This is a genomic window from Mucilaginibacter sp. P5_A4 (genome assembly GCF_056400605.1).
Genome location: NZ_JBFUKX010000014.1, coordinates 25,023 through 51,250, shown reverse-complemented (window position 1 = coordinate 51,250; position 26,228 = coordinate 25,023). Strand labels below are relative to the sequence as shown.

General features: G+C 42.1%; 22 protein-coding genes. 11 read left to right on the top strand and 11 right to left on the bottom strand.

Going from position 1 to position 26,228, the window contains the following annotated elements:
* Positions 1–12: 12 nt before the first annotated feature.
* Both AC1DQW_RS10920 and AC1DQW_RS10915 read left to right on the top strand, forming a co-directional pair.
* A complete protein-coding gene (locus AC1DQW_RS10920; protein WP_477454116.1) occupies positions 13–585 on the top strand; it encodes a Crp/Fnr family transcriptional regulator in 573 nt (190 codons plus the stop codon).
* A gap of 81 nt (positions 586–666) precedes the next feature.
* Positions 667–1,104 (top strand): carboxymuconolactone decarboxylase family protein, encoded by a 438-nt coding sequence (locus tag AC1DQW_RS10915; RefSeq protein WP_477454115.1) that lies wholly within the window; start codon positions 667–669, stop codon positions 1,102–1,104.
* A 318-nt stretch (positions 1,105–1,422) separates the two neighbouring features.
* On the opposite strand, the gene AC1DQW_RS10910 is transcribed toward AC1DQW_RS10915, so the two are convergent.
* On the bottom strand, positions 1,423–3,996 hold the full coding sequence (locus AC1DQW_RS10910; RefSeq protein ID WP_477454114.1) for a phosphoenolpyruvate carboxylase: 2,574 nt from the start codon (positions 3,994–3,996) through the stop codon (positions 1,423–1,425).
* 296 nt (positions 3,997–4,292) lie between these two features.
* On the opposite strand from AC1DQW_RS10910, the gene AC1DQW_RS10905 reads away from it, so the two are divergent.
* From AC1DQW_RS10905 to AC1DQW_RS10880, 6 genes are all read left to right on the top strand, one after another.
* Positions 4,293–6,437, top strand: a complete 2,145-nt coding sequence (locus AC1DQW_RS10905; protein WP_477454113.1) for an FUSC family membrane protein — start codon at positions 4,293–4,295, stop codon at positions 6,435–6,437.
* Positions 6,438–6,526: 89 nt separating this feature from the next.
* Entirely contained in the window at positions 6,527–7,477 is a 951-nt protein-coding gene (locus AC1DQW_RS10900) for an aldo/keto reductase (RefSeq protein WP_477454112.1), read from the top strand.
* Between the two features lie 252 nt (positions 7,478–7,729).
* Positions 7,730–9,493 (top strand): ATP-binding protein, encoded by a 1,764-nt coding sequence (locus AC1DQW_RS10895; protein ID WP_477454111.1) that lies wholly within the window; start codon positions 7,730–7,732, stop codon positions 9,491–9,493.
* 88 nt (positions 9,494–9,581) lie between these two features.
* Positions 9,582–10,457, top strand: coding sequence for an AraC family transcriptional regulator (locus tag AC1DQW_RS10890; protein ID WP_477454110.1), 876 nt, complete (start codon positions 9,582–9,584; stop codon positions 10,455–10,457).
* 13 nt (positions 10,458–10,470) lie between these two features.
* Positions 10,471–10,872, top strand: a complete 402-nt coding sequence (locus AC1DQW_RS10885) for a DUF983 domain-containing protein (RefSeq protein WP_477454109.1) — start codon at positions 10,471–10,473, stop codon at positions 10,870–10,872.
* 79 nt (positions 10,873–10,951) lie between these two features.
* On the top strand, positions 10,952–11,101 hold the full coding sequence (locus AC1DQW_RS10880) for a hypothetical protein (protein ID WP_477401951.1): 150 nt from the start codon (positions 10,952–10,954) through the stop codon (positions 11,099–11,101).
* Positions 11,102–11,327: 226 nt separating this feature from the next.
* On the opposite strand, the gene AC1DQW_RS10875 is transcribed toward AC1DQW_RS10880, so the two are convergent.
* Together AC1DQW_RS10875 and AC1DQW_RS10870 are read right to left on the bottom strand one after the other, a co-directional pair.
* Positions 11,328–11,657, bottom strand: a complete 330-nt coding sequence (locus AC1DQW_RS10875) for a hypothetical protein (protein ID WP_477454108.1) — start codon at positions 11,655–11,657, stop codon at positions 11,328–11,330.
* Between the two features lie 355 nt (positions 11,658–12,012).
* Positions 12,013–13,851: an ABC transporter ATP-binding protein gene (locus tag AC1DQW_RS10870; RefSeq protein WP_477454107.1), complete on the bottom strand. Its 1,839-nt coding sequence runs from the start codon at positions 13,849–13,851 to the stop codon at positions 12,013–12,015.
* Positions 13,852–14,174: 323 nt separating this feature from the next.
* Here AC1DQW_RS10870 and AC1DQW_RS10865 point away from each other — a divergent pair, with 323 nt between their 5' ends.
* Positions 14,175–14,819 (top strand): HAD family hydrolase, encoded by a 645-nt coding sequence (locus AC1DQW_RS10865; protein ID WP_477454106.1) that lies wholly within the window; start codon positions 14,175–14,177, stop codon positions 14,817–14,819.
* Here the strand turns inward: AC1DQW_RS10865 and accC are convergent, their stop codons facing one another.
* Positions 14,820–16,301 carry an acetyl-CoA carboxylase biotin carboxylase subunit gene (gene accC, locus AC1DQW_RS10860; RefSeq protein ID WP_477454105.1) on the bottom strand — a complete coding sequence of 494 codons (1,482 nt, stop codon included), beginning with the start codon at positions 16,299–16,301 and terminating at the stop codon, positions 14,820–14,822.
* On the opposite strand from accC, the gene AC1DQW_RS10855 reads away from it, so the two are divergent.
* Entirely contained in the window at positions 16,296–16,475 is a 180-nt protein-coding gene (locus AC1DQW_RS10855; protein WP_477454104.1) for a hypothetical protein, read from the top strand. The two genes, accC and AC1DQW_RS10855, sit on opposite strands and share 6 nt — an antisense overlap.
* 346 nt (positions 16,476–16,821) lie before the next feature.
* Here the strand turns inward: AC1DQW_RS10855 and AC1DQW_RS10850 are convergent, their stop codons facing one another.
* From AC1DQW_RS10850 to AC1DQW_RS10820, 7 genes are all read right to left on the bottom strand, one after another.
* Positions 16,822–17,328 carry a c-type cytochrome gene (locus AC1DQW_RS10850; RefSeq protein ID WP_477454103.1) on the bottom strand — a complete coding sequence of 169 codons (507 nt, stop codon included), beginning with the start codon at positions 17,326–17,328 and terminating at the stop codon, positions 16,822–16,824.
* 293 nt (positions 17,329–17,621) lie between these two features.
* Positions 17,622–18,455, bottom strand: coding sequence for an SDR family oxidoreductase (locus AC1DQW_RS10845; RefSeq protein WP_477454102.1), 834 nt, complete (start codon positions 18,453–18,455; stop codon positions 17,622–17,624).
* Between the two features lie 445 nt (positions 18,456–18,900).
* Positions 18,901–19,896 (bottom strand): Hint domain-containing protein, encoded by a 996-nt coding sequence (locus AC1DQW_RS10840; RefSeq protein ID WP_477454101.1) that lies wholly within the window; start codon positions 19,894–19,896, stop codon positions 18,901–18,903.
* Positions 19,897–20,240: 344 nt separating this feature from the next.
* Positions 20,241–21,410, bottom strand: a complete 1,170-nt coding sequence (locus tag AC1DQW_RS10835; protein WP_477454100.1) for a pyridoxal phosphate-dependent aminotransferase — start codon at positions 21,408–21,410, stop codon at positions 20,241–20,243.
* Between the two features lie 203 nt (positions 21,411–21,613).
* On the bottom strand, positions 21,614–23,197 hold the full coding sequence (locus tag AC1DQW_RS10830; RefSeq protein WP_477454099.1) for a flavin monoamine oxidase family protein: 1,584 nt from the start codon (positions 23,195–23,197) through the stop codon (positions 21,614–21,616).
* A 298-nt stretch (positions 23,198–23,495) separates the two neighbouring features.
* Positions 23,496–24,050: a hypothetical protein gene (locus AC1DQW_RS10825; RefSeq protein WP_477454098.1), complete on the bottom strand. Its 555-nt coding sequence runs from the start codon at positions 24,048–24,050 to the stop codon at positions 23,496–23,498.
* 308 nt (positions 24,051–24,358) lie between these two features.
* Positions 24,359–25,057 carry a hypothetical protein gene (locus tag AC1DQW_RS10820; protein WP_477454097.1) on the bottom strand — a complete coding sequence of 233 codons (699 nt, stop codon included), beginning with the start codon at positions 25,055–25,057 and terminating at the stop codon, positions 24,359–24,361.
* Between the two features lie 44 nt (positions 25,058–25,101).
* Here AC1DQW_RS10820 and AC1DQW_RS10815 point away from each other — a divergent pair, with 44 nt between their 5' ends.
* Entirely contained in the window at positions 25,102–26,115 is a 1,014-nt protein-coding gene (locus AC1DQW_RS10815; protein ID WP_477454096.1) for a threonine aldolase family protein, read from the top strand.
* The last annotated feature ends 113 nt before the right edge of the window (positions 26,116–26,228 follow it).

Sequence of the window (26,228 nt, the reverse complement as noted above, 5' to 3'; positions counted from 1 at the left end):
CTATCTACAATTATGCACTCCAATCTTACAGATCATATTAAGAAGTTCATTGAGCTTACAGAAGCTGATGAACAACTGATCAATGCAGCTGTAGAAATGAAAACCATTAAAAAAAAAGCTTTCTTGCTACAGCCGGATCATGTTTGCAAGGAGCTTTACTTTATAAACACGGGGTGTTTGCGCCTGTATTTCATCAACAAAAAACTAAATGAGCAGATAACCCAGTTTGCAATAGAAAACTGGTGGATAACAGATTATGATGGGCTGGAAAGCGGCCGCCCCTCATTTTACTATATCCAGGCGATTGAAAATACAGAAGTTATAAGCATAACAAAAAACAAACTCGAAGAGCTTTTTATGACGATACCTAAACTGGAGCGCTATTTCAGGATAATACAGCAACGGGCTTTTGCCGCGTTCCAAAACCGTATTAAATATATTTACGGCATGACCGATGAGGAACGATACAGGCATTTCAGCAGTTTATTCCCGGCTTTTATGCAACGGGTTCCTCAATACATGCTGGCATCGTATCTTGGATTTACCCCGCAATTTATGAGCAAAATACGGGCTAAAAAAAGCTAATCGACTTGTGTTTTCTTAATCCTGATTCATTTTTTGAAACATGTTTTGTTACCACCTTTGGGTATTAAAACAAACAAGAAAATGAAAACAAGAGTAAACATCGGTAAAACAGACCCGGAAGCCTACAAAATATTATTAAACCTTGATCAGTATATCGTTAAAAGCAGCGTAAGTAAAACCCACCGCGAACTGATCAAGATTCGTGCTTCGCAGATAAATGGCTGTGCTTTTTGTATAGATATGCATACCAAAGACGCCCGTAAAGCCGGCGAAACCGAGCAACGCATTTATGCCCTTAACGCCTGGAGAGAAACACCATTTTTTACCGAAGAGGAAAGAGCAATACTATCCCTTACAGAAGAGGTTACGTTGATACAAAACCACGTTTCTGACGCTACCTATGAAGCCGTGGCCAAAGTGTTGCCCGAAACTTATATTGCACAGGTGATATTGGCCATTATAGCAATTAATGCATGGAACAGGTTTGCTATTTCAACAGGGATGCAGCCAGCTTTGTAAGGGATTATACATTATGTAATTGCGAAGCACGAAGCAATCCCGAACTATGCAGATCCGCTCTGTACAGCCTGCGATTGCTTCGTGCCTCGCAATGACATATATATTGACAATCAACTACTTACAATTACGTCATTATAAGCGCAGCGCGGCAATCGTGAGAAGCCCAGACTTACGAAGTTTTAGAAACTTCGTAAGTCTTTTGCCGATTTGCAATTTCCGCTTCAGACCCTACGCATTTTATTTCCGCAACGGGATTTTGTATGGCCCTTCTGCTATATATTAAAAAGTCTCCCCCTACCGGGGGAGATTTAGAGAGGTCTACGCCAAATTCCTTCCGGCATTTACAATACCATAAACCGTACGAATCACCAGCTTATCATAAATATCAACAAGTTCGTTATCCTTGCAATTGTTCAGGCATTGCAGGGCATAATGCTGAATGATCACCAGGGGCAGTACTATTTTTTCGCGGATAGCGATAGAACGGCGCTCAACCGGATATTCTTCCATCAGTACCGTACTGCCGGTTAGTTCAAGCAGCATAACACGCGTAAGATCAAATTCATCCTTCAGCATTTTCCAGAAATCGCCGAATGTTTCATCTTTTTCGAGGTAAGCCGTAACCCTGAAATCTGATTTCGACATAGACATCATACAATTATCCAGCATTGTTTTAAAGAAACCGGATGTTTGGTACAATTCCTGAATCTCGTGCCAGTTGCCATCGTCTTTCATTTTTTTCAATGCTGTACCTACGCCATAAAAACCGGGAATGCTTTGTTTAAGCTGGCTCCATGAAGTCACAAAGCTGATAGCACGCAAATCTTCCAGTTTTAACGGACCGCCTACACCACGTTTGGTTGGGCGGCTGCTGATATTGATGCGGGACAATAATTTAAGCGGACTAAATTTTTCCAGGTACTCTACAAATAAAGGATGTGCGCGCAACGCCATAAACAGACTGTAGCTTTCGTCGGCCATTTGCGATATCAGGGATTTATGCCTGTTATCCAAAAGATCATTACGATTAGGGTGCAACGCCGATATAACACCAGCGTTAACCAGTTGCTCCATGTTAAACCTCGCGGTTTCAATTGATCCGTATTGCGAGCTTACTGTTTGCCCCTGTATGGTTAACTGAATATGCTCGTTGGCTATCTCGTTGCCCATTGAGGCATAAAAGCGGTGTGTTTTACCACCGCCACGTGCCGGTGGGCCTCCCCTGCCATCAAAAAACGCCAGACTTACTCCATATTTACGGGCCATGGCTGTTAATTCAACCTTAGCTTTATAAATACTCCAGTTAGCCATCAGGTAGCCTCCATCCTTGGTACTGTCAGAAAAACCAAGCATAATGGTTTGCCTATTGCCGCGCATTTTTAAATGTTGGGCATAGTACGGATGTGTATATAATTGTTCCATGATCTCACCGGCGCGGGTAAGGTCATTAACAGTTTCAAACAGTGGCATAAAATCAACCGTCAGGTTGTCTTTTTGCCATCCGCTCCATAAAAACAAATCTATAAGTTGTAAAATATCCGATGCCTGCTGGCAGTTACTGATAATGAAGCGCTGGCAGGCTTTCTCGCCATTGCTATGCTGAATTTGCTTCATCAGCCTGATGGTATCCAGCGTATCGCAGGTCATGGCATCGGTATCTTCGGGGCGATGGTAATCAACTTCGTTAAAAGTTAACTTTTCAAGCTTTTCGTCCTCCTCCAATTCTGCATATCCTTTGGCAACACCGGTATCGGCTTTTGAAGTCACAAAATTAAATACGCTGCGCAATACGCGGCTATCCTGCCTGATATCCAACGTAGCAAAATAACAACCAAATAAGCGAACTTTCTGGATCAGGTTATCCACAACATCCACAAAAAGAGCATCGTGATCTGTTATTAACGTTTGCTTGATGTCTTGCAGCAGATCTAACAATTCGGGTTGCAGATCCTTTGGCTCACCATGCTGCTCATTCGCATTTTTGTAGATCAGTTTTTCCAGCTTGGCCATCGGTTTTTCAACCCCGCGAAAGGTGATGCGGCGTTTAAGCACGCGATAATCGCGGTAATAGCATCTAAAAAGGCGCAGCCTTAAATAAGCGGCAACAGCCTTTGTGCTTTCGGTAGTTACGTTGGGGTTACCATCCCTGTCGCCGCCTGGCCAAAAGCCCATTTCAAGCAATTGATTGCTGGCATCAATATCAAACTCATCTTCAAGCTTGGCCTGTATGCCCGATACGGCATGGTAAAATATATTCTCCAAAAACCACGATAGACTAATGGCCTCATCAACCGGCGTAGGTGAAGTTTTGTTAAAGAATGGTGTTTTACCCAATTGCTGCAGCAATACATCAATAGTTGGAATATCGTTAACCTTTACGGCTTCAATAAGATCGGTCATGATGCCCAGCACCGTGCCCGGGTAAAACTGGGTAGGATGCGCGGTAAGTACCAGCCTAAGTGAAAAATCTTTTAACTTTTCGCTAATGTTTTTGCGGGTTTCGTCACTAATAGCAGCTTGTTGCAACAGGCTTTGCAGCGTACCGGTATCATCAAACTTGCCTATTTTATTAAAAGAAGAATCTTCAATAGCATCAAACAAAACAACCTGGCGTTCAATATATTGTATAAAACGAAACATCCGGTTTATCTGTTCGCGGTGATCGATATCGGGAACGTATTTCTTAAAAAAAGTTTCAATAATATCTGTAGGCGATGCGTTCATTGCAGCCCCCTTTTCGCAATGTGAGCTAAAAAAAGGCAACAAAATACCGGTATCCTTTACCTGGTAAAAAGGAAGAGTTTGAAATAAACTATTGTACAACTCAAACCGGGTTACAACTTCGTTATTAAAAGTTGTTTCTCTTTGACTGAGTTTTAAGGTTAACGACATAGCACAAATAAATTGAAGGTTAAAATTGATGGGCAATGAGCAGGGCACAATACCGGGGGTGAATTTAATTATCTAAAATTTAATTTCAGCAAAAAGTGAATAATTTATAACAATTATTAGCTATTAATGCCATATTTATTAAAATAAGCCTAAAATATTTAATTTTTGTAAATTTGGAAACCGTTTTTGGCACAAAAAAAGTGTTAAATGAAATGAGGATACCCATTGCTAAAAATTTGCAATGAACCGTATAAACATCATAGCTTTATCTCGGTTAAAAATACAAATACAAATTGATGAAATTTAATACCCGGGAGATCAACAGCTTCTTCTACAGTCAGTATTTTTCTGATGGCTTGCGTATTTCTGCGGGAATATTGCTTCCATCCCTGGTGCTGCTGGAGTTTGGCCAGTTCGATCTTGGACTAACGTTGTCATTAGGCGCACTTTGTATTTGTGTCATAGATAATCCCGGTCCGCTTACACACAAGCGTAATGCTATGGCCGTTGGTAATTTATGCTTATTCCAGGTGGCAGTTACAACAGGCTTTGCCAGGTTAAATGTTTATACCCTTGGTTTAGAGATCACCCTGTTCTCGTTCCTGTTCAGCATGTTTACCGTTTATGGTAACCGTGCTGCATCAGTAGGTACATCATCATTACTTATTATGATATTTATGATGGATAAGGCCCTTGCCCCGTCACAAGTACTGATGTATAGCGCCACCATATTACTGGGAGGGGTATGGTATATGGTATTCAGCCTGGTATTTTTTGGTATCCGCCCTTACCGTGCCGCGCAGCAAACCCTGGGCGAAAACGTAGCCGATATAGCTAAATTTTTACGAATCAAAGCCGAGTTTTATAACACAGAAAGCGATATCGACGAAAATTACCGCAAGCTGGTATCGCAGCAGATACAGGTGAGCCAGCACCAGGATGCCGTACGCGAGCTGTTGTTTAAAAGCAGGCTGATGGTACGGGAATCAACCGGGGCAAGCAGGATCCTGGTATTAACGTTTGTTGACCTGGTGGATATGTTTGAGCAGATAATGGCAACCCATTATGATTACAGCTCCATTCGCGAAAAGTTTAAAGATACCGGGGTATTAAATGAGATAGCCCGCATTTTGCACCATATGGCCGATGAACTGGAGGATATTGCCTATATCGTGCTATCAAACACCAGGCACCGCCATGTAATGGATTTTAATATAGAACTGGAGAAACTAAAGCTAAAGATAGATTCTATTGGTAAAGACCAGCAGGAAACCAGTAACCTGGTGCTAAAAAAAATCCTGATCAACCTGCGTAACCTCAGCGAAGGCATTAATAACATTTACAACTATTATAACTCCAAAACCGCCCAAAAATCAACCGAAATAAAGGGCGAAATAGAATACTCGCAGTTTGTAACCCATCAGGATTACGCGCCCCACATATTTTTCGATAATTTAACTTTAGGCTCTGGTGCATTTAAGCATGCGCTCAGAGTAGCCCTGGTTTGTTTGGCGGGCTTTATTACCGCCAAAACCATAGCACAGGGGCATCATAGCTATTGGGTATTGCTAACCATCATTGTGATACTAAAACCTGGCTTCAGCCTATCCAAACAGCGTAATTACCAAAGGCTTATAGGCACCATCGGCGGCGGAGCTATAGGAATCCTGATATTGAGCTTTATACCCAATACAATCGTTCAGTTCATTTTCCTGATGATTTTTATGATCGGTGCTTATAGCTTTCAGCGGCTTAACTATATTGTGAGTGTAATTTTCATGACGCCATACGTGCTCATCCTGTTCAAATTTTTGGGCGTAGGATTGCTTAATGTGGCCCAGGAACGGATATTGGATACCGCTATTGGCTCTTCTATAGCGTTTGTTGCCAGTTACCTTATATTCCCAACCTGGGAATTTGAAATGATAGAGGAAACCTTGCGCGAGGTTGTAACAGCCAATATCAATTACCTTATTACCATTGCCGAAAGTATTTCAGACAAGATTGTTGGCACTACAGCGTATAAGCTTGCCCGCAAAGATGTATATGTAAAATCGGCCAATTTATCGGCAACGTTTGAAAGGATGACATCCGAGCCCAAAAGCAAACAGCGCAATGTAAAGGAAATACATAAATTTGTTGTACTTAACCATATTCTGTCGTCATATATCACCACCATTGCAGCCGGCCTTCTAAAAAACACGCACCGGCAACATCCCGAAGCATTAAAGCTCATTAAAAAAAATATTGCAGTACTAAACGAAACCAATAAAAAGCTTCACGGACAAAGTATTGAGTTTAATATTGGCAAAGCCAATTCTGTACCCGAAGTTGAAAAACCTGTGCTTACGGCAGATGAAAGTTTATTGAAAGAGCAACTGGGATTTATAAATAAGATAAGCTACGATATAGCCAAGGTTACCGATAGCATTTTGAAGTAAGTTTGTTGCCATATTGTTATATTGCACCAACAAACAACTTACGCCCTGCACGGTTTTATCATCAAACGTTTTTTTTTATAAATTTTATTATGGAACAGCGCGAATTGGGTACATCGGGCATAAAAACCGCCCCCCTGGTTTTGGGAGGAAATGTTTTTGGATGGACAGTTAAAGGCAACGATATAGCTTTATTATTGGATGCATTTTTAGATGCAGGTTTTAACGCTGTTGATACAGCCGATGTATACAATCGATGGGTACCCGGCAATAAAGGCGGCGAATCAGAATTGGAAATTGGCAAATGGCTTAAGCAAAGCGGTAAGCGCGATAAAGTTGTTATTGCAACCAAGGTAGGCGCCGAATTTGCTGCCGGTAAAAAGGGGCTTAAAAAGGATTATATTATAAAAGCAGCTGAAGATTCGTTGACCAGGCTGCAAACCGATTATATCGACCTTTACCAAGCGCACTATGACGATCCGTATACACCCGTTGAAGAAACGCTTGAGGCCTTTAACCAATTAATAAATAATGGCAAAGTAAGGGCAATAGGCGCATCTAATTTTTCTGTTGAAAGGCTGCATGAATCACTTAAAACAAGTCGTGAAAAAGGCCTGGCCAGCTACCAGAGCCTGCAGCCCGAGTATAACCTGTTCGATAGAGAAAAATACGAGACCAGTATTGAGCCATTCATCAAAGAACAGAATATAGGTGTTATCAGCTATTTTTCATTAGCAAACGGCTTTTTAACTGGTAAATACCGCTCGGGCGCTGATCTGGAAGGCAGTAATCGTCCTTCTTTGGTAAAAAAATATTTAACCGACAGAGGCATGCGCATTTTAAAAGCACTTGATGAAGTATCGGCACAGTATAATACCAAACCCGCCGCTGTTGCCTTAGCCTGGTTAATTGCCCGGCCTACCATAACAGCACCAATTGCAAGCGCCACAAGCATACCTCAATTGAACGAGCTTATCCTTGCAGCTACCCTACAGTTAAATAATGAAGCAATTGATGCGCTAACCAACGCAAGTTCATATTGATGCTCGTTAAACTGCATGCTTTAACCAACGCCTGCCTTATTTATCTCTTCCTATCTTTTTTAACATTAAATTTTTAAGTGAGTTAATTTACTAACAATCAGCATTATATAATAATTTACTTGTTAAACAATTTTGTGCAGGTATTTTACTATTTTAACAATAAAAGCATTTTTTCAAAAAATCTCCCTTAATTAGCCTATCCTTTTTGATGGATTTTACGTAAAAAACCCTATAATTAATTTTTTAACTTAAATGGAGAAGCTAAAACAAATTATTGGTTATGGCGATTCTCGATTGTCTCTTGAGAATAAACTCTTTAATGCTATTACTTTATTCGTTTGCCTGATTAATATTATATCGCTGATAATAAACATCTTATTAGGGTTTGGGCTGGGTTTAATCCTGGCAAATGGTTTTGTATTTTTATTTTCGGCAATTACCTATTACCAAAGCCGCTTTAAAGGCTATAAAGAAACCCTTGTATATATTTTCATAGGCATAGGAATAGCTGTAGTTTTTCCTGGCTGGTTTTATAACGGGGGCATACACGGCTCAACCACCCAAATAGCTGTTTTTTTAATTGTACTGATAACCTTGCTGGTGAAACAGCGTTACCACTATATTTTTATAGGTATCCTCTCGTGCGTATTTATTGCCTGCTATCTGCTCGAAAAAGCACACCCACAATGGATTTCGGCAGCTTCAGACGAATCGACAAACCAATTTGACCTTATATCATCGGCAGTTACAAACATTGTGCTGGTGGGCTTGCTGATAGGATTTATCAAAAAAAGTCACGAAGCCGATAAGCGCGACCTTGTTCACAAAAGCGAAGAGCTGCAAAAATCGCAAATTGCGTTACAGGCTTCGAAAGAAGAGGCGGAAGCCGCTACATTTGCCAAATCGAATTTTTTAGCCAACATGAGCCATGAAATACGCACACCACTTAACGGCATCATAGGAGCTTCACAATTACTGTCGAGGTCGGCAGTATTGCCCGATCAGCAGGAACTTTTACAAACGCTGCAAACAAGCGGCAATTTGCTTATTAACATTATCAGCGATATCCTGGATATCTCTAAAATAGAGGCCGATAAATTAATCATCGCTCCTGTTACGACCAACATAAGGCGTTGTGTTAAAACTGTAATTGATATTAGCCAGCCCGGAATTACCAATCAGCATAAACCTATTGTACTTAGCTATATAGTTGATGATAATGTGGCACAATTTGTTAAAGTTGATGAAGGCCGCCTGCAGCAAATTTTAGTTAACCTGATAGGTAACGCCATTAAATTTACGGATGAAGGCGCAGTTACTGTAACGGTAAAAGGATCTGAAATAAAAGATGGCGTACAGGATATCAGCTTTCATGTAAAAGATGATGGCATTGGTATCAGCCAGGAATCGTTAACGCAGCTGTTTAAGCCATTTACCCAGGTAAATACCACCGCGCTCCGCAAATATGGCGGTACCGGGCTTGGTCTTTCCATTTGTAAAAAGCTGGTTGAATTGATGCATGGTAAAATATGGGTCATCAGTAAAGAAACAGAAGGGTCTATGTTTATTTTTAGTTTGCCGCTGCAGGTAACCAGCGAAGAGGTAGTTGCCGAACTAAAACCAGCCGATAAAGAAACTTTTCATTACCGTCCCTTACGGATTTTATTGGCCGAGGATAACAAAATGAACCAGCTTATAGCAAGTAAGATTTTTAAAAAAGTTGGTTACAATATCGACATTGCCGAAAACGGTTTAGATGCCATCAGGATGAATGACAGCCAGCAATACGACCTTATTTTCATGGATATCCAGATGCCCGAAATGGACGGCCTGCAGGCCACCAGGAGCATTATTAAAAAGCACGGCAAGAGTGCGCCGCCCATTATAGCCATGACAGCCAATGTATTAAGCGAAGATGAAAACGAATGCACCATGGCCGGTATGAAAGATTTTGTGAGTAAGCCATTTACATTTGAACGTTTAGAAAACGTAATCCAGAAATGGACGAGCACTTAATTGGCTGAAAACCAAAGATCAGTAAATAGTACCATTCAAAATAAGTATAGTACCATTAAAACTATGGTATTGTATGTAATTTTGATTCATGATACAAAGCATCCCGGTATATGATATTTGCTCCCTGTCTGACATAAGGCAGGATGACCTGCTGGTGAGCCGTTTTGCTGCTTACCTGGATATACATAAAAACTTGTTTTTCCCCCACCGGCATTCTTTTTATCACCTTGTATTGTTTACCGATGGTGCCGGATCACATACCATCGATTTTGAAAGCTTTGAGGTAAAACCTGGTCAAATTTATTTTATGATTCCGGGGCAGGTACACTCCTGGCATTTTGATGGCTTTACAGACGGATATATCATTAATTTTTCTGAATCATTTATCCAGTCGTTTGTATTACAACCCGGTTATCTGAATAACTTTTCATTCTTCAGCGGAAGTTTAAAAGATGCAGTGATTAACTTGCCAGCCGATAGTTTTGATTTGGTTAAAGCTTTATTAGAGAGTATACTCTCAGAGATTATTAAACCGGCCCAATCGGGCAGTGATATGGTGAGGCTGTTGATGTTGCAGATGTTTATCCATATCAACAGACTAAACGCAAAACAGGATATCACGGGTAAATTAACCTACAACCAAACCCTGCTAAAAAACTATCAGAATTTAATTGAGCAGCATTATACCAATATCAAATTACCAAAGGATTATGCCGAATTGCTATATATCACCCCAAACCACCTTAACGCGGTTTGTAAAGACTTACTGGGCCTCTCGGCCGGCGAATTGATCCGTAACCGTACCTTATTGGAGGCCAAGCGATTGTTAACCAATCCACAGCTTAGCATCAGCGATATTGCATTTAAACTAAACTTCAGCGACAACTCGTATTTCACCAAGTTTTTTAAAAAAACAGAGAACATTACCCCCGAGGAATTTCGCAAACAAATATTGAAAAATTAATAATTATACGATCATGGAAAATACCCAATATAAATTAGCTGCCTGGCCTGCAATAGTACATGCCAGATGCCCGCGCTGCCGCAGGGGCAATTTGTTTGCCAACAGCATGTATGGTTTTAAAGGACAGGTAATGAATAAAACCTGCCCGCATTGCGGCTTAACCTATGAACGCGAACCTGGTTATTTTTATGTGGCCATGTTTGTGAGCTATGCCTTAAACGTCGCCGAGATGGTTACCATTGCCGTGGCCATACATGTGTTAACCGGCAGCAGCAATCCCTGGTTGTATTGTGCCATTATACTGAGTGTAGCTGTACTGTTATCACCGTTTAATTTCAGGTATTCAAGGGTTGTTTTGCTTCACTGGCTTACCCCAGGCCTGCATTATCACCCCGAAATGAGTAAGGATAAATAATAAATGGATTAAACCCTGCCCGGCGCTTTCTGTCAAAACTACAACAGTTCACATTTACCGGACTCCAAACTTTTGAACAATGAAAGCGAAATTAAACACCATAAAAAACGACATGTACAGGGTATTTATATTGGGTAATGCCGATAACGTGCAATTAGCCAAAGCATACTTTTTATTAGCTATCCCCCTTTTAACAGTAATTTTTACTTTGGGGCACTTTGAATATTAGTATTAAGTCAACAGTACTAAGTCGTAAGTTATAAGCCGGATTTGTTCTTTTTTGACTTCGAACTTAAGACTTTAGACTAAAGGCTGATGTCAATTCAAGGTTGACACGACACTAATCCCCGCAGGGTTTCATCCTGGTCACCAAAAACAAGACAGCCATTACATTTCTGTAATGGCTGCTTGCAACTGTTTCCCTAACTAAATTATACTAACTATTAACTAACTACTTATTTAATTTTTTTAAGTGTGCCGAAATAATTAAGTGCTATTTGAAAGTTATTTGAATAGATGGCTTTTTGGCGTGCAAAATCTTCTGCACTCTGCAGCATTAAACCTGAATATACCAGCGTATTATCTTTTAAATTGGCAAGTACAACCGAACTACTCTGACTGGCTGCAAATGTTGAATCATCTTTCGATTCATAATTATTGGATTCTGGTGAAGGAAATTCATCTGCTTGTGATTTACTTTGAGGATCTGAAGCAAACATATTAGCACAGGCAAGCAATATGAGCGTCGTAAACACAAAAAATAAAAAGTGGTAAAATAATTTCATAGCGATAGGTGTATTAAATGTAGACTTAGGTAATCAATGAACGTTCTATCAAAGATAAGGTTTGATCTACAAAAAACGTATAGGGATTTCACTGAAAATGCATACGTAGTTTTACGCAATTTTTAAGGAAAATTGCGTTTTATTGGCATTATTTATAGGAAACATAGCAGGAATTGAATTTTTTGTAACAAATCTATTACAATGAAGTCTACCTGAACCTGCCTATCGGATTCACGAATTTTCAGAGCTTTGTGTGGACCACGGATCAAACAGATTAAAAGGATTACCACGATTTTTGACTAAATTGTATGGCAATTTTATTCACCACTCACCACTCACCACTCACCACTCACCACTATCTATACCCCGCCGCCTGCAGATCAAATAACCCGGCATAACGCCCGCCTTTAAGCAGCAACTCTTCATGACTGCCAATTTCTACCAGTTCGCCCTTTTCCAATACAAGAATCCTGTCGGCCATACGTACGGTACTGAAGCGATGTGATATCAGCACTGCCGACCGGCCCTTGGTAAGCTCGGCAAAGCGTTCAAAAACGTTAAATTCGGCGCGGGCATCAAGTGCCGAGGTTGGCTCATCAAGTATCAGCAACTGCGCATCGCGCATGTACGCACGGGCAAGGGCAACCTTTTGCCATTCGCCGCCCGATAGTTCTACACCATCGGCAAAGCGTTTACCCAATTGTTGGTCATAAGCGCCGGGTAATTTGGCTGCAAGCACATCAGCAAGGCTTTGCCTGGCCGAATTCACTATCAATGGCCTGTTATCCTGCTCGCTTATTTTACCAACAGCTATATTCTGCGCAAAGCTCATCTGGTAGCGTAAATAATCCTGGAAAATGATGCCTACATTAAGCCGCAGATCGGCAAGGTCATAATCACGCAGATCAATACCATCCAGCAAAATTCGGCCTTCTGTAGGGTCGTAAAGGCGGGATAGTAATTTTACCAGGGTGGTTTTCCCCGCTCCGTTCTCGCCTACCAGGGCAAGTTTTTCGCCGGGATATAGTGTAAAATTTAAATGCCGGTTGGCCCATCGGTCGGTATTTACATATCTGAAACCCACATCCTCAAAAGTAAAACCCTGCTGTATGGTTTTAGGGAAAGGCAGTGCGTTTTCTGTCCGTTTTATTTTAGGTTCTATCTCAAAAAATTCAAAAAAATCGCGCAGGTAAATAGCGCCCTGCGATACTGCTGTAAAACGGGTAAGGATCCCCTCTAACAAAGCCCGAAGCTGACGGAATGACCCTGCCAGGAAAGCCAGCTCACCAATAGTTACGCTACCCTGTACGGCCCTCATTATAATAACTACATAGGCCCCATAATAGCCCAAACTACCCAGCATAGCAAAAAATGTTCCCCATAATGAGCGTTTAACAGCAAGGCGCTTATTATCGTTATAAAACTTGCCCGATAGTTGTTTAAAGCGATTGATAATAAAATTCGAAAGATCAAAAATCTTTACTTCTTTAGCGGTTTCATCGCTGGCGCCAAGGTAGCGGATGTAATCAAGCTCACGGCGTTCAGGTGTTTGGCCCCGGGTGAGGGCATAACTTCTGTCGTTAAAGTACGATTCGCCCAAAAAAGCGGGGATTATGGCAATTAACAATAAAACAATGAGCCATGGATTAAAGGTCATTAACCCTACAGCCAAAAACCCCATAGTAATGAGGTCCTGCACCTGGCTCATTACCTGCGATAGTAATATGGTGCGGCCTACGGTTTGTTGCCGGGCGCGTTCCAGTTTATCATAAAACACCGAATCTTCAAACTGGTCAAGGTCAAGCGTGGCGGCATGCGCCATAATTTTTACCGAAGTATGGTTGCTAAACAAGTCGCCAAGCAGGCTATCCATAAGGGTAATAGCGCGGCTTAGCGCATCGGTTAAAATTGCCAGGGCAAATTCCAATCCTACCAGCTCCCAAAGTTCGGTCATGTCTTTAACCGGGGTATGGCTTATAGTAACCACCTTATCAATAATGAGCTTACCAACATAAAGTAAACCCAGGGGCATAGCCGAGCGAACAATACGCAGCAGGGCATTAACCACTGTCATCCAACGGTTGGTTTGCCATACCAGTTTAAAAAAGGCGGGCAGGTTGCGTAATGCGTCGAAACGCTCCTTTAAAGTTACTTTGGTATTTATTGTATTTTTTGGCGGACGATCGGTATTCAATATAAAATCTTTCTTTGTTTAATGTGTTTAAACAAACTTACTTAATTGTTACTGGTGTTTGTCCCGAGGTGCCCTTATTTTACATAGCATTAGCAATGGGGTATCTTCTTATCTACTCCTGAGGTTTTTCAAAAAACTTTTTGTCATCCTGAACGGAGTGAAGGATCTATTATACGCCATGCTTCTTCGCTCTGTAGAGTTTGCGAATAGATCCTTCACTCCGTTCAGGATGACAAACACTTTAAAACATAATAGGTAGCGACGGTTTTTTTTATTACTTTTTGAAAACCTTCAACAAATAATCCCGTATTTTTGCCGCCATTATGGCTACTTCACTAAAAAACAAATTCGACAGTATAATTTTCGACCTGGATGGCACTCTTTGGGATAGCACCGCCAACGTAGCGCTGGCATGGCAACATGCGCTTAACCAGGTTGATTATTTGAACGAAGATATGACTGTTGACCGTGTAAGATCCATAACCGGGATGACCTATGATGCCATTTTTGATAAACTTTTCCCTACCCTTGATGCCGGTCAGCGTAAAGAGGTGCAAAGCCTTTGCGCGGTAAGCGAGCTGGAAATTTTACATACCAAAGGAGGCGAGCTATACCCACAACTGGAAGAAACCCTAAAATACCTGGGTGCCAACTATAAGCTGTACATTGTGAGCAACTGCCAAAGGGGCTATATTGAAGTTTTTTTGGATTTGAACGATATGCACCCTTACTTTTTGGCCCACCAGTGTTTTGGCACCAAAGGCAACCCTAAGGCCGATAATATTAAAGATATTGTTAACGATCATGATCTTAAGGCGCCCGTTTACGTAGGCGATACCATGGGCGATTATTCATCGGCAACAAAAGCAGGTGTACCCTTCATTTTTGCCAGCTATGGTTTTGGCGTGGTGCCCGATGGAATGGTTGCTACCGTGGATAGCTTTAGCGAGCTGATGGAATTGTTGTAATTAATGCCTGCTTCTATTTTTCACCCAGTTACTTGTTTCAGCAGTACTAACCGATGATATATTAGCTTTTTTATGGCTAAGCAATAATTCCATCAATATCGCCGCAATCCGGGCCTCATCTTTATTACCCGTTTGTAACACATCCGGGCTGAAATACTTTTTTACAAAGTGAGTATCAAAATTACCGGATGTAAAAGCTTCATGCTGCATCACAAATTTGCCAAAGCCTAATGTAGTTGTAATACCGGTTATCCGGTATTCATCAATAGCCCTTATCATCCGCTCTATGGCTTCCGTGCGATCTTTACCGTAGGTAATAAGCTTGGCTATCATCGGATCGTAATAAATGGGGATCTCCATGCCTTGTTCAAACCCATCATCAACCCTTACACCAGCTCCTTTTGGGGTAATGTATGTTTGCAGTGTACCAATATCAGGCAAAAAATCATTAGCCGGATCTTCGGCATATACCCTAAGTTCTATGGCATGGCCACGCATCTGCAGGTCTTCCTGTTTAAAACTTATAGGTAAACCGCGGGCTATATTTATCTGCTCTTTCACCAGGTCTATCCCTGTTATCAACTCGGTTACAGGATGCTCTACCTGCAAACGGGTGTTCATCTCCAAAAAATAAAAGTTAAGCTCATCATCCATAATAAACTCTACCGTGCCTGCACCGGTATAATTTACAGCGCGGGCAACGTCAACGGCGCATTTGCCCATTTGCGCCCTTATTTGAGGCGTAAGCACTTTTGAGGGAGCTTCTTCTATTACTTTTTGATGGCGGCGCTGCACCGAGCAATCCCGCTCAAACAGGTGCACAATATTACCATGGGTATCGCCTAAAACCTGGATTTCGATATGCCGGGGAGATGAAACGTAACGCTCAATAAAAACAGATCCGTCGCCAAATGCCGAGGTAGCCTCAGATACGGCCAGCTGCATTTGTTCGTCAAAATCACCGGCACCTTCAACTATGCGCATCCCTTTGCCGCCGCCACCGGCCGCAGCTTTTATCAGGATGGGAAAACCCACCTCAACCGCGCGTATTTTTGCTTCGGCAACATCGGTTATGGCTTCCACGGTACCCGGAACCATCGGGATGTTGTATTTTAGTGCAGCAGCTTTTGCCGATAGCTTATTCCCCATTACTTCCATAGCCTCGGGCGATGGACCAATCAGGATAAGCCCGGCCTCGCGTACCTGCCTGGCAAACGAAGCATTCTCGCTCAAAAAACCATAACCGGGATGAATGCCCTCTGCCCCGGTTTTGATACAGGCCGCAATAATTTTTTTGCCAACAAGATAGGATTGATTTGAAGGGGCGGCACCAATATGTACAGCTTCATCTGCGTAGCGAACATGAAGCGCATCGCGATCAGCATCCGAGTAAACTGCAACAGTTTTTATACCCATTTCGCGTGCCGAACGCATTACCCTTAAAGCTATTTCGCCACGGTTGGCTACCAGTATCTTTTGCATAAAACAAATGTAACCGAATTACCGGATAGCAGGCAGGAAAAATTCTACCCGGAAATCAAAATAACAAAATACGATAATGCAAAACTTACTACGCTGGTAACTTACATTTTTACCTGGCAGTTCTATCCAGCCGGTAAGTTTTATTATTACAACGATAGCAAACATATCGTTTAATCGGCAACCAAAACAAAAATGTTTTAACCACCGGGCCGCGTTTTACACGGGATAGGCTACCATTACATGATCTGCAACGCACGGCTTTTTCGGCACTCAATTGTTTTATTTGAGTTGTATTATCAATATCAGATTTAGTTAGATCGGCAGTCATACAGTATTAATTCATTAAGGGGATTAAAATCAATTAAATTTACCACTAAATCATGAATATACCGTGAACATTTCAACAATAAATTAAAAAAAGGTGTTTTTTACCCTACCTTAACACTTTTTTTTACCCTTTTCAGACAAAATGCCCGTAATTTTTGGTTACGGGCATGTTAAATATAGGTTAAATTAAAAATTACTCCTTTTTATCGGAAACCGGAGTACCAACAGGTGGCGGACCAGGCTGACCACCGGGGCCTTGAGGCGGGCCACCAGGGCCACGGCCAACAGGAACAGTAACTTCGGGATGAGCGGTACCGCGGTGGCAACTGTTACAATTAACACCGGCTTTTAGCACCATACCCAATGAATCTTTTTTTGCATGAAAATATTTGCTGTTGATTTTGTTCATCATCTTGAACATATCGCGGGCCATTTGCTTTTCAGGTTTGGCATCGCTTACCCAATCCATCTTTTTGGCCGCTTCATCACGCACATGGCAAAAATTACAATGTACGCCTAATGAATGTTCCCATTCATCCATTACCGCATGAAGTTGATCTTTTGTAATATTCTTCGGCAACACTTTCAGGTTTTTAAACCCTTCATCGTCCGCAGCCTTTGGTGTCATAGATGTCATGGCACCTAATACCACAACCGATATTAACGCGAGAGTGACTAATAATTTTTTATTTACCAGCATAATTGTCATATTTAAGTCATCTAATGTATCGATTAACTTTTAATGTTACAACTTTTAGCCTTCACTTTCGAAAGTAACTTTTTGGATACAGAGATTGCAGATTTTAAATGTGCAGGTGTGCAGATTTCAGATGTTCAGATTTAGATGATGATTTGATTCCGGTTTATTTTCTGAACCGGAATTTTTCGAATTAAATAATTAACAGAATTTTTATACGATAACTCTTAAAATTCGAAAAATTGGATGAATTCGAAAAATTCCGGTTCAGAAAACAATCCGCACATCTGAAATTTCTAAAGCCTTACCAGTTTTTCACTTATAGCCCAAAGCTTATCGCGGGCAGCGGTATCAGTTGCAATGGATGATGTTTTGGCGATCTTTTTATTTTTAAAATACCCGCCGTTGTATTTATCAAGACGGGGGGCGGTGGCCAGGAATACGGAGGTTTCGGCACCTTTTTCGGCCGTGATCATAAACGGACGGATCAACACTCCCATCAGTTTCTCGGGCCCTTTAAAGCCAACCCAAAAATCGGTATTTACCACGCCCGGATGCAGCGAAAACGCAAGGATACCGGTATTGCCAAATTTTGAAGCAAGCGATTGGGTAAAATAAATATTGAATAGTTTATTCATCCCATAAGCTTTCCAGGCGCCATAGGATTGCTCCCATTGAAGATCATCAAAACGTGGGCTACCCCTTTTATGTGCATTTGAGCTCACATTGATAATACGCGCCTGCCCTTTTTGCAGCAGTGGCATTAAACTGGTGGTGAGCAGAAAATGGCCCAAATGATTGGTGGTAAAAGTCATTTCAAACCTATCCTTACTCAACTCCCGCCGGGCAAAAATTCCACCGGCGTTGTTAATGAGTATATTAATAGCAAACAGTTTTCCTGATAATTCGGCAGCGGCATCGCGTACGCTTTGTAAATCGGCCAGGTCGCATTTAATAACACTGATCTCTTTATTACCTGTTTGCGCTATTAATTCCTCTTTAAGCCGATCGCCTTTTAGCGTGTTGCGCACCAGTAAATAAAGCGCATGGCCTTGTCTTGCTAATGAAAGCGCTGTCTCTTTCCCAATGCCCGATGTGGCGCCGGTTATTACGGTTGTTTTTAATGCCATAAGCGCAAGCCCCCTCCGCCCCCTGAAGGGGATACTTTTTGATTTGCGTGTAAGATAGTGGTTATCTGTTACACTTTAAGCAAAAGGATAATAGCATAAGATAATTTCACGCAAAGAAGCAAAGACGCTGTCTAAATTTGATTTATTAATGTTTTTGTACTTCCAATGAAGGCCATCTCCACGTGTCATTGCGAGGTACGAAGCAATCCCCAACTTACAGAGTAGCTTTGCAAATCCGATCTGTATAGTTTGGGATTGCTTCGTACCTCGACGGTCTGTTTTTTCCGTCCCCGCAGGGTCTCTCGAAAGAGGACCCTGCGGTTGCACTAAGCCCGTTTTATTTACGAAAACCGCGTTTATGCGTGATGATCGGGGTCCCTCAGGGTCCTCTGCGAGAGACCCTGAGGGGACGAAAAACTTACAACTTAGTACTGTTGACTTAACACTACTTCTGCATCACCATTACACCGTTCATCAACAGGGTACTGCCGCCATCGGCTACAATGTTGTATACTTTTTGGATACCGCCGCCTTGTTCTGTTTTTTGCAGCACGGTAAAGGCTTCATATTTGCCGGTTTGCTCGTTAAGGCAAAGCACCTCCTTCCCTTGTGTTATCTCGCCCATTTTAAGGTTGCCCTGTTTGGTGAGCATAGGGTGGTTTGGCGTAGCCTGCAATACTTTCGAATTAAGGTTTATCAATTGACCCGCATTTGTATTTTTTACATCTGCCGATACCAATACCAAACGGGTTAGCGCATAGTTTTTAGCATCATGAACTGTTAGTGCTTTCACTTTAACTGCCGAACTTTTATTGGTAGCGGGATCAATAGTAATTACCTCATCGCCGCTTTTTATGGTTTTCAGCATCTTTTTAGCGCCATTAGCCATGGTTACCATTTCATCGCCGGGGAAACAAATATCATTACCGTAAGTGGCCGATTCTTCCTTCATATCCTTACCGCCATTCAACAGCTTATATTGCTGAAAGCTCATTTCTTTTGATAAAATGTATGATAGCTTAAGGATGAAGTTAGTTTCGGCCTTATTAATGTTATCAATATCGGTAAAATACTTTTCCCACACCTTGCCACCGGCGGTAAAATCGGGTACAAGGGCCTTGTATAATTTACCCTTTTCGTTGGTATAAAACACCATTAGCCCAATTTCCTGCATACCCTCTTTCGCAATCAGTTTGTACAGGTCGATTCGTTTTTTTAAACCATCAGATCCGGTAACGAAATAAGGTTTGCGGTTCTCGTACCTATCGAGCACATAAGCGTTCTCGAATTTAACATAGGTATCCTTATCCAGATCGGCTATAGCAAAGGTTTGTGCCTTATTATACTCGTCCATAGTAAGCGGACGAGGATTTGCCGCAGTTTGCGCCTGCCCTAAATAAATAGAACCTGCTAAAAGTAGTGTTAATGTTAGTTTACGCATAAAGCCCCCTTTAAATCTCCCCCGCCGGTTGGCAGGGAGATTTTATTTGTTAGTTGTTATTAATTAAATATTCTCTTCGTCTCCTCAGGGTAACGCAAATTGTCCCGTCATTGCGAGGCACGAAGCAATCCCCAACCTACAGAGTAGCTGTGCAAATCCGCTCTGTGTAGTTTGGGATTGCTTCGTACTACCTATGACAAGTTGGAGAAACCCAGTCTTACGAAGTTTTTAAAACTGCTAAGTCTTTCGCCGATTTGTCATTCTTCCCTTCAGAGTTTCGCGAAATTTTACCACAATGACGGACTGTTTTTAAGCCTTCCCTTCCGGGGAAGGTTGGCCTGCCCCTAACTCAGCTGCTTAAACGCCTCGGCAAAGGCTTCCATTTCGTCCATGCGGCCAATGCTTACACGGCACCATTGCTTGTTATCAAATTGCCAGCTACGTACCCCTACGCTGCGCTTCATCATTTCGCTTACAAATTTTTTGCTATCCATTTTTAGCGGGAACATCACAAAATTGGCCGACGAAGGAATGTAATCGTAACCCTCCTTTTTAAGTACTGAGTATAAATATTCTTTTGAAGCCAGTGTTTTTTGTAATGCCTCTTTCAAAAAGTCCTCTTCGCGATAAGCAGCTATGGCAGCGGCAATTGTTGTAGCCGAAAGTGAGAACCCGGTACTGTAGATAGACAATGCTTTAATGGTTTCGGGCTGTGCAATTACATAACCGCAGCGTAGGCCTGCAAAACCATATAATTTGGAGAATGTGCGGGCCACAATAATATTGTTTCCGGCTTTAACCGAGCTTATCATACTGCTCCCTTGCGGATCGGGCAGGTAATCGATATAAGCCTCGTCGACAAATACGGTTACCTTTTTAGATACGCGCTCACAAAAGGCCTTCAATTTGGCGGTATCTAATATTGTTGCAGTTGGATTATTAGGATTACAGATATAAACAAGGCCGGTGTTAGCATCAATTTTTGCCTCCATAGCGTCCAGATCAAGCTTATAGTCGGCAGTAAGCGGAACTTTCACCCATTTACCATCAAATTGCTGAGCACGCGTTGGCAGATCTTCATAGGAAGGATCGCCGGTAATAATGCTTTTTCCTCCTTTACTGAATAAAAGGGCGGCGGCAAGCAACAGCGGAGAAGAGCCTGATTCTATTAAAATATTACCTTCTGAGATCCCCTCGTAATTAGCTATTTTATTGTAAAGGGTGCCCATTGAAAACATAGGGTACTGGTAGCTAAGACTAAGGGCATCCTGGATAGCTTTTTTTGCTGCAGGCGAAGGGCCAAACGGATTTTCATTGGCTAACAACCTTGCCTTTAGCTCGAAGCCTGCATTGACAATTGCTTCCTGGTCGTTTAAATTCCTTGCGGCAGGTTTAAAGGCCCTGGCAACAGGCATAGCTGCCAGCTTATTAATAGTTCCCGAAAAGAAGGCCAGTCCTCCGGCCATAATTGCACTGGATTTTATCCAGTTTCTGCGGTTGAGTAAATTTGCCATGGTGGTTTGGTTTTAGTATCAAGTAGTCGGTATCAAGTAGTCAGTATCAAGCATCAAGACTACTCCATGCGTTTTGTATCAAGTAATTAGTATCAAGTATCCAGACAGCTCCAAAAAACTTTATCCTTTTTCTTTCTATCCTTTGTCCATTATCTTTTTGTCCTTGCTCCTTTATCTTTTTATCCTTGCTCCCCTTATTCTCTTCATTTCTGCACGGGGTAGCTCGCGCGTCCATCGGTTACCCGTGCGTGCAGGGCAGCCACGGTGCTCCTGGCCGATTCAAATGCTCCGGCCATCCAGGCATTTAAATAGGTTAAATGTTCACCTGCAAAATATACTTGCTTATCGGGTTTTAACAGTGCCGGGTATTGCGTTTTACGGGTATCGGTATTGTAAACAGCCCATCCGCCTAAATTATATTTTGTTTTATGCCAGCTTACCGAAAACGCCCCTTCAAATTCCTTATCATACTGTGGGTGGATAAGTCTGCCTTTTTCTAATGCAAATCTCTCCCGGTTTGCATAATCTAAGTTACCTATTTTTTGAGCTTTTTCGTTAAAATTGTAATAACCTATTAAGATACCCTTTTTTCCTAAATAATCATAGGATGGATAAAAAATTTGAGTTAAATCGTTGTTGGTGTGGGTAATACCGCCGTAAATATGCTCATCTTCCTCCCAAAACCTCCGCTTAAACTGCAAGCCTATCTTGCCGGTTTGTATATACCCGATATAATCAATTGCACGACTAACATCACCAGAAAAATTATTGCTGATATTGCTTAATACCGGCAGCGGCAATGTGCAAATACACATATCACCTGCAAGTTGATGCTCGCCAAGCGCATCCTTGTAAGTTATTTTAACACCATCGGCAAGGTTATTTATTGCAGTAACCTCGGCTCCCTTTTTTACGGATGGGGCAACTTTTTTCTCTAATGCCTTTGCTATCTGGTCCATCCCGCCTACAGCCTGGAACATGGTCATCTGCAGCTCGTAAGTGTACTCCGCAACGTTATAAAAATCAGGATCCATCAGGCCTGAGTGCAGGATATCTGCCAGTTTGTGCGCATCGGCAATTTTACCGGGCTTATCACCCGCACCGGGCGATTCGGTATACCCACGCCTTGCAGATGCTTTGTACAGCTTATCCACATCAAGGCCGCCTTCGGCCTGCAGGTATTCGATGATCTTTTGGCCATCCTCTTTGGTAAGGTTAGCATCAAGGCTGCCATGATCGATGCTTTTGGCCAGCATCTCGGTCATGTAACCACGGATATCGTTATGAACCTCGCGTACGCGGACTTTTTTGTTTGATAGCGGGCCTTTGCCTTCGGCAAAATAGTAAGCGCCTTCGTTTACGTTGTTATAAACCTGGATAGGCACGCCCAATTCTTTACAATAATGCAAAGTAAGCTCATGGTTATGAGGGATGCGCGACGGACCAGCATTAAAGTACAAGCCATCATCAAATTTTGCGGTAGCGGCGGGCTTATCAATCTCCTGGTTGGTACTGCCGTTACGGATGCTCCAGCAGCGGCCGCCGGTACGCTGGCGGGCCTCAAGAATAGTGCATTGGTAGCCCAGTTTATTAAGTTCATAGGCACAGGTCATCCCTGCCAAACCCGCACCTAATATGATGATATGTTTTCCTTTACCGTCTCCCTCTAAATTAAAGGCATAAGCCGGGGCAGGGCGCAACAGACCTAAAGCCATCATGGCGGGGTAAGCACCCCCGGCCAGCATAGCGCCTTTACCCAGAAAATCCCTGCGTGTAATAGTTTTCAATAAGACTAATTTTACGTTTTACAATAATGCCAGCCTTAAAGATAGTTTTTTAAATGATTTAATAAAAGATAAGCCATATTTTTTTAAATATGATAACATCTACAGGATTTGTATGCATTATTGAAAATGGAGAATATTATGGAGAAGAAATGAAGCTTTCGGGCCGGATGCAAAAACAACACATCCGGAAATGAGGATACGGGCCTTCATAAGGCAGATCATTCGTCAATGAATCAACCTATGTATTGTTCCGCACAACAAATAAAATCAGAAGCAGGCTTTTAACGGCTTGCAAACGTCACATACCTGGTCCCGTTAAATGCATACTTGTATCAACCAATGAATGGTTTACATACCAACTATCTTTGTACTGTTTAAAATCTCCCGACAATTTAGACGGTTTAAGTTTGGATGTTTTACCTAATCGTAAAAAAAAGGCTGGATTATCTGGATAAAATGGGTTTATAAAAACGTTTTCCTGCTTGTCCATACTCAACATACAAAAATTATAAACCCTGAACTTATTTATGAGATAAGCAATTTGATTTCTGGTAAAATAATCGGCTACTTTTTTTCCTTTCAGTACTGAGTTATTTACTTCAGTTATTTCATTTATCCATTCGTTGTAGGTTACAATATATACTGGTAGATTTCCCTCATTCTTCTGCAATATATATGTAGTATTTTGCAAATCTTTTTGCCTCACATAAATGGTTACATTTTTTAACTCTAAAAAGCTTTCAGTTTGATATTTTTCGATAAAATCGTCTATCGTTTTCTTTGATATGACTTTGTCATTTTTTTGGCAGGAAAATGTAAAAATCACACTAAAAATGCAAAATAGTTTTTTCACGTTATATATAAATATTTCTTTTTATTTCTCTCAAAATGATAGCTACAAATAGTATAATTTTTGATTAAAGAGGCTTAAAGCGGAGAATATATTGTGTCTCGTCCTGAAAAAAGTTCACACTTGCCAATTTACAGAAGAAGATAAAGTGTTGATTATCAGAGACACCAGTGTTCCACCTCTATTTTTTAGAAACCACAACACGCTGACTATCAACACAAATGCGTTCCACAGCGTTCCAGGTGTACCAGGCGTTCCGATGGAACATCCGGGCACTCGCAAAATGAACTAAAAGATCAAAAGCTCGCCCTTCAGGGAGCCGCCGGGGCATGCGATGCTGCTACCTTATTAAAATAATCAATCAGCTTATCCATGCTCTTGAGGCTGAATTTATGCTCTTTGATGCTATCAACCACCGGCTCTTCATCACCCATGATCTCTACCATAATATCTTCAAAGTTTTCATCCGTAATGCGCTTCATATCAGCCGTGCTTTCGCCAAAGTAGTAAACAGCTTTGGAGCTTTTTCCACGACCGCCCCCTCCACCTCCACCAATAGACACACCTACGCCGCCGCCAAGTCCGCCACCGTAGCCGCCGCTGCCGTAACCCGCGGATATTCCCGGCGAAAAACGCACGCCGCCACCGCCGCCCGAACCAGCCTTTGCCATGTAAAGTTTCAATGGCTCATCAAGCACCACCTGCACAAAATCGGTTTCTTCCAGGCTCCAGGTTTCGTTGCGGGGAGCATGGGCAACCACAAAACTATCCTTACCTGCCACAAACGACCGTATATCACTTGCACTCAGTTTATAGGGGTTTGTTTTGGGGTCATCCTTAAATTCAATAAAGCCCTCATCTTTTATCGGGCTTTTGCCGCCAGGGTATAACCTTATAAAGCCGGTTGTGCGGTTGCCCTTTACATCGGTAAAATTACCGGGCTGCCATTTTTGCGATTTTGCTGATACAAAGCACAGCATAAAAAATAAAATGATTAAAATTGAGCGCATAACAAGTATAATAATACAAAGAACGCAATTTTTACATATTTAATATGATAACTGTTGATTTACGCAGCGATACCGTAACAAAGCCTACCCCCGGCATGCTGGAAGCCATGTGGAGTGCAAAAGTTGGCGATGATGTGTTTGGCGAAGACGAAACTATAAACGAACTGGAGCAAAAAGCAGCCACCATGTTTGGGATGGAGGCTGGTATATTTTGCCCATCGGGCACCATGACCAACCAGATTGCCATTAAATGCTTTACCCAGCCCCTGGATGAGTTAATTGCCGACCAAACCGCCCATGTGTACCGTTACGAGGGCGGCGGCATAGCTTTTAACTCCGGCGTATCAACCCGCTTATTGAATGGTTACCGGGGTATCATCACCCCCGAAATGATAGAACCGGAAATAAACGCCGAAAACATTCACTACCCGCATACCAGCCTGGTTGTTTTAGAGAACACCGTAAACAAAGGCGGCGGCAGTTGCTATACACTAAACGATATAAAACCCATTGCCGAACTATGCCAGGCCAAAAGCCTAAAGCTTCATTTGGATGGCGCACGCATATTTAATGCCCTCGTTCATACCGGTGATAAGGCGGCCGACTATGGTAAATATTTTAATGGCATCTCGGTTTGCTTATCCAAAGGATTGGGCGCTCCCGTTGGTTCGGTTTTATTGGCCGATAAGGATACTATTAAATATGCCCGCCGCATCCGTAAAGTATTGGGTGGCGGCATGAGGCAGGCGGGCTTCCTGGCCGCGGCGGGCATCTATGCCCTTGACCACCATGTAGAACGCCTGAAGATAGATCATTCCCATGCCCGCATCCTGGGCGATGAACTAATCAAGCTATCATGGGTAAGTAATGTATTGCCTGTAGAAACCAACATTGTATTATTTGATACTATTGAGCCTACAACCGCCATATTGGCCAAACTTGCTGCTAAAGACATTAAGGCCATTGATACCGCCAAACACCGCATCCGCTTTGTAACCCACCTGGATGTACATGCAGAACAGGTGGAGTATTTGGTTGATGTGTTGAAGGGGATGTAATTGTGAGTAGTGAGCGGTGAGTTGTGAATGGTGAGTTGTGAATGGAAATTAGTGAGGGATTGCAAATATTTTACTCACTATCTGCCTGACCGGATTCTTCTTTCTCCCCGAAG

Excerpts from the sequence above, each read along its gene's own strand:
- AC1DQW_RS10920 (WP_477454116.1), top strand. The coding sequence starts at position 13 with ATGCACTCCAATCTTACAGATCATATTAAGAAGTTCATTGAGCTTACA.
- AC1DQW_RS10915 (WP_477454115.1), top strand. The coding sequence starts at position 667 with ATGAAAACAAGAGTAAACATCGGTAAAACAGACCCGGAAGCCTACAAA.
- AC1DQW_RS10910 (WP_477454114.1), bottom strand. The coding sequence starts at position 3,996 with ATGTCGTTAACCTTAAAACTCAGTCAAAGAGAAACAACTTTTAATAAC.
- AC1DQW_RS10905 (WP_477454113.1), top strand. The coding sequence starts at position 4,293 with ATGAAATTTAATACCCGGGAGATCAACAGCTTCTTCTACAGTCAGTAT.
- AC1DQW_RS10900 (WP_477454112.1), top strand. The coding sequence starts at position 6,527 with ATGGAACAGCGCGAATTGGGTACATCGGGCATAAAAACCGCCCCCCTG.
- AC1DQW_RS10895 (WP_477454111.1), top strand. The coding sequence starts at position 7,730 with ATGGAGAAGCTAAAACAAATTATTGGTTATGGCGATTCTCGATTGTCT.
- AC1DQW_RS10890 (WP_477454110.1), top strand. The coding sequence starts at position 9,582 with ATGATACAAAGCATCCCGGTATATGATATTTGCTCCCTGTCTGACATA.
- AC1DQW_RS10885 (WP_477454109.1), top strand. The coding sequence starts at position 10,471 with ATGGAAAATACCCAATATAAATTAGCTGCCTGGCCTGCAATAGTACAT.
- AC1DQW_RS10880 (WP_477401951.1), top strand. The coding sequence starts at position 10,952 with ATGAAAGCGAAATTAAACACCATAAAAAACGACATGTACAGGGTATTT.
- AC1DQW_RS10875 (WP_477454108.1), bottom strand. The coding sequence starts at position 11,657 with ATGAAATTATTTTACCACTTTTTATTTTTTGTGTTTACGACGCTCATA.
- AC1DQW_RS10865 (WP_477454106.1), top strand. The coding sequence starts at position 14,175 with ATGGCTACTTCACTAAAAAACAAATTCGACAGTATAATTTTCGACCTG.
- accC (WP_477454105.1), bottom strand. The coding sequence starts at position 16,301 with ATGCAAAAGATACTGGTAGCCAACCGTGGCGAAATAGCTTTAAGGGTA.
- AC1DQW_RS10850 (WP_477454103.1), bottom strand. The coding sequence starts at position 17,328 with ATGCTGGTAAATAAAAAATTATTAGTCACTCTCGCGTTAATATCGGTT.
- AC1DQW_RS10845 (WP_477454102.1), bottom strand. The coding sequence starts at position 18,455 with ATGGCATTAAAAACAACCGTAATAACCGGCGCCACATCGGGCATTGGG.
- AC1DQW_RS10840 (WP_477454101.1), bottom strand. The coding sequence starts at position 19,896 with ATGCGTAAACTAACATTAACACTACTTTTAGCAGGTTCTATTTATTTA.
- AC1DQW_RS10835 (WP_477454100.1), bottom strand. The coding sequence starts at position 21,410 with ATGGCAAATTTACTCAACCGCAGAAACTGGATAAAATCCAGTGCAATT.
- AC1DQW_RS10820 (WP_477454097.1), bottom strand. The coding sequence starts at position 25,057 with ATGCGCTCAATTTTAATCATTTTATTTTTTATGCTGTGCTTTGTATCA.
- AC1DQW_RS10815 (WP_477454096.1), top strand. The coding sequence starts at position 25,102 with ATGATAACTGTTGATTTACGCAGCGATACCGTAACAAAGCCTACCCCC.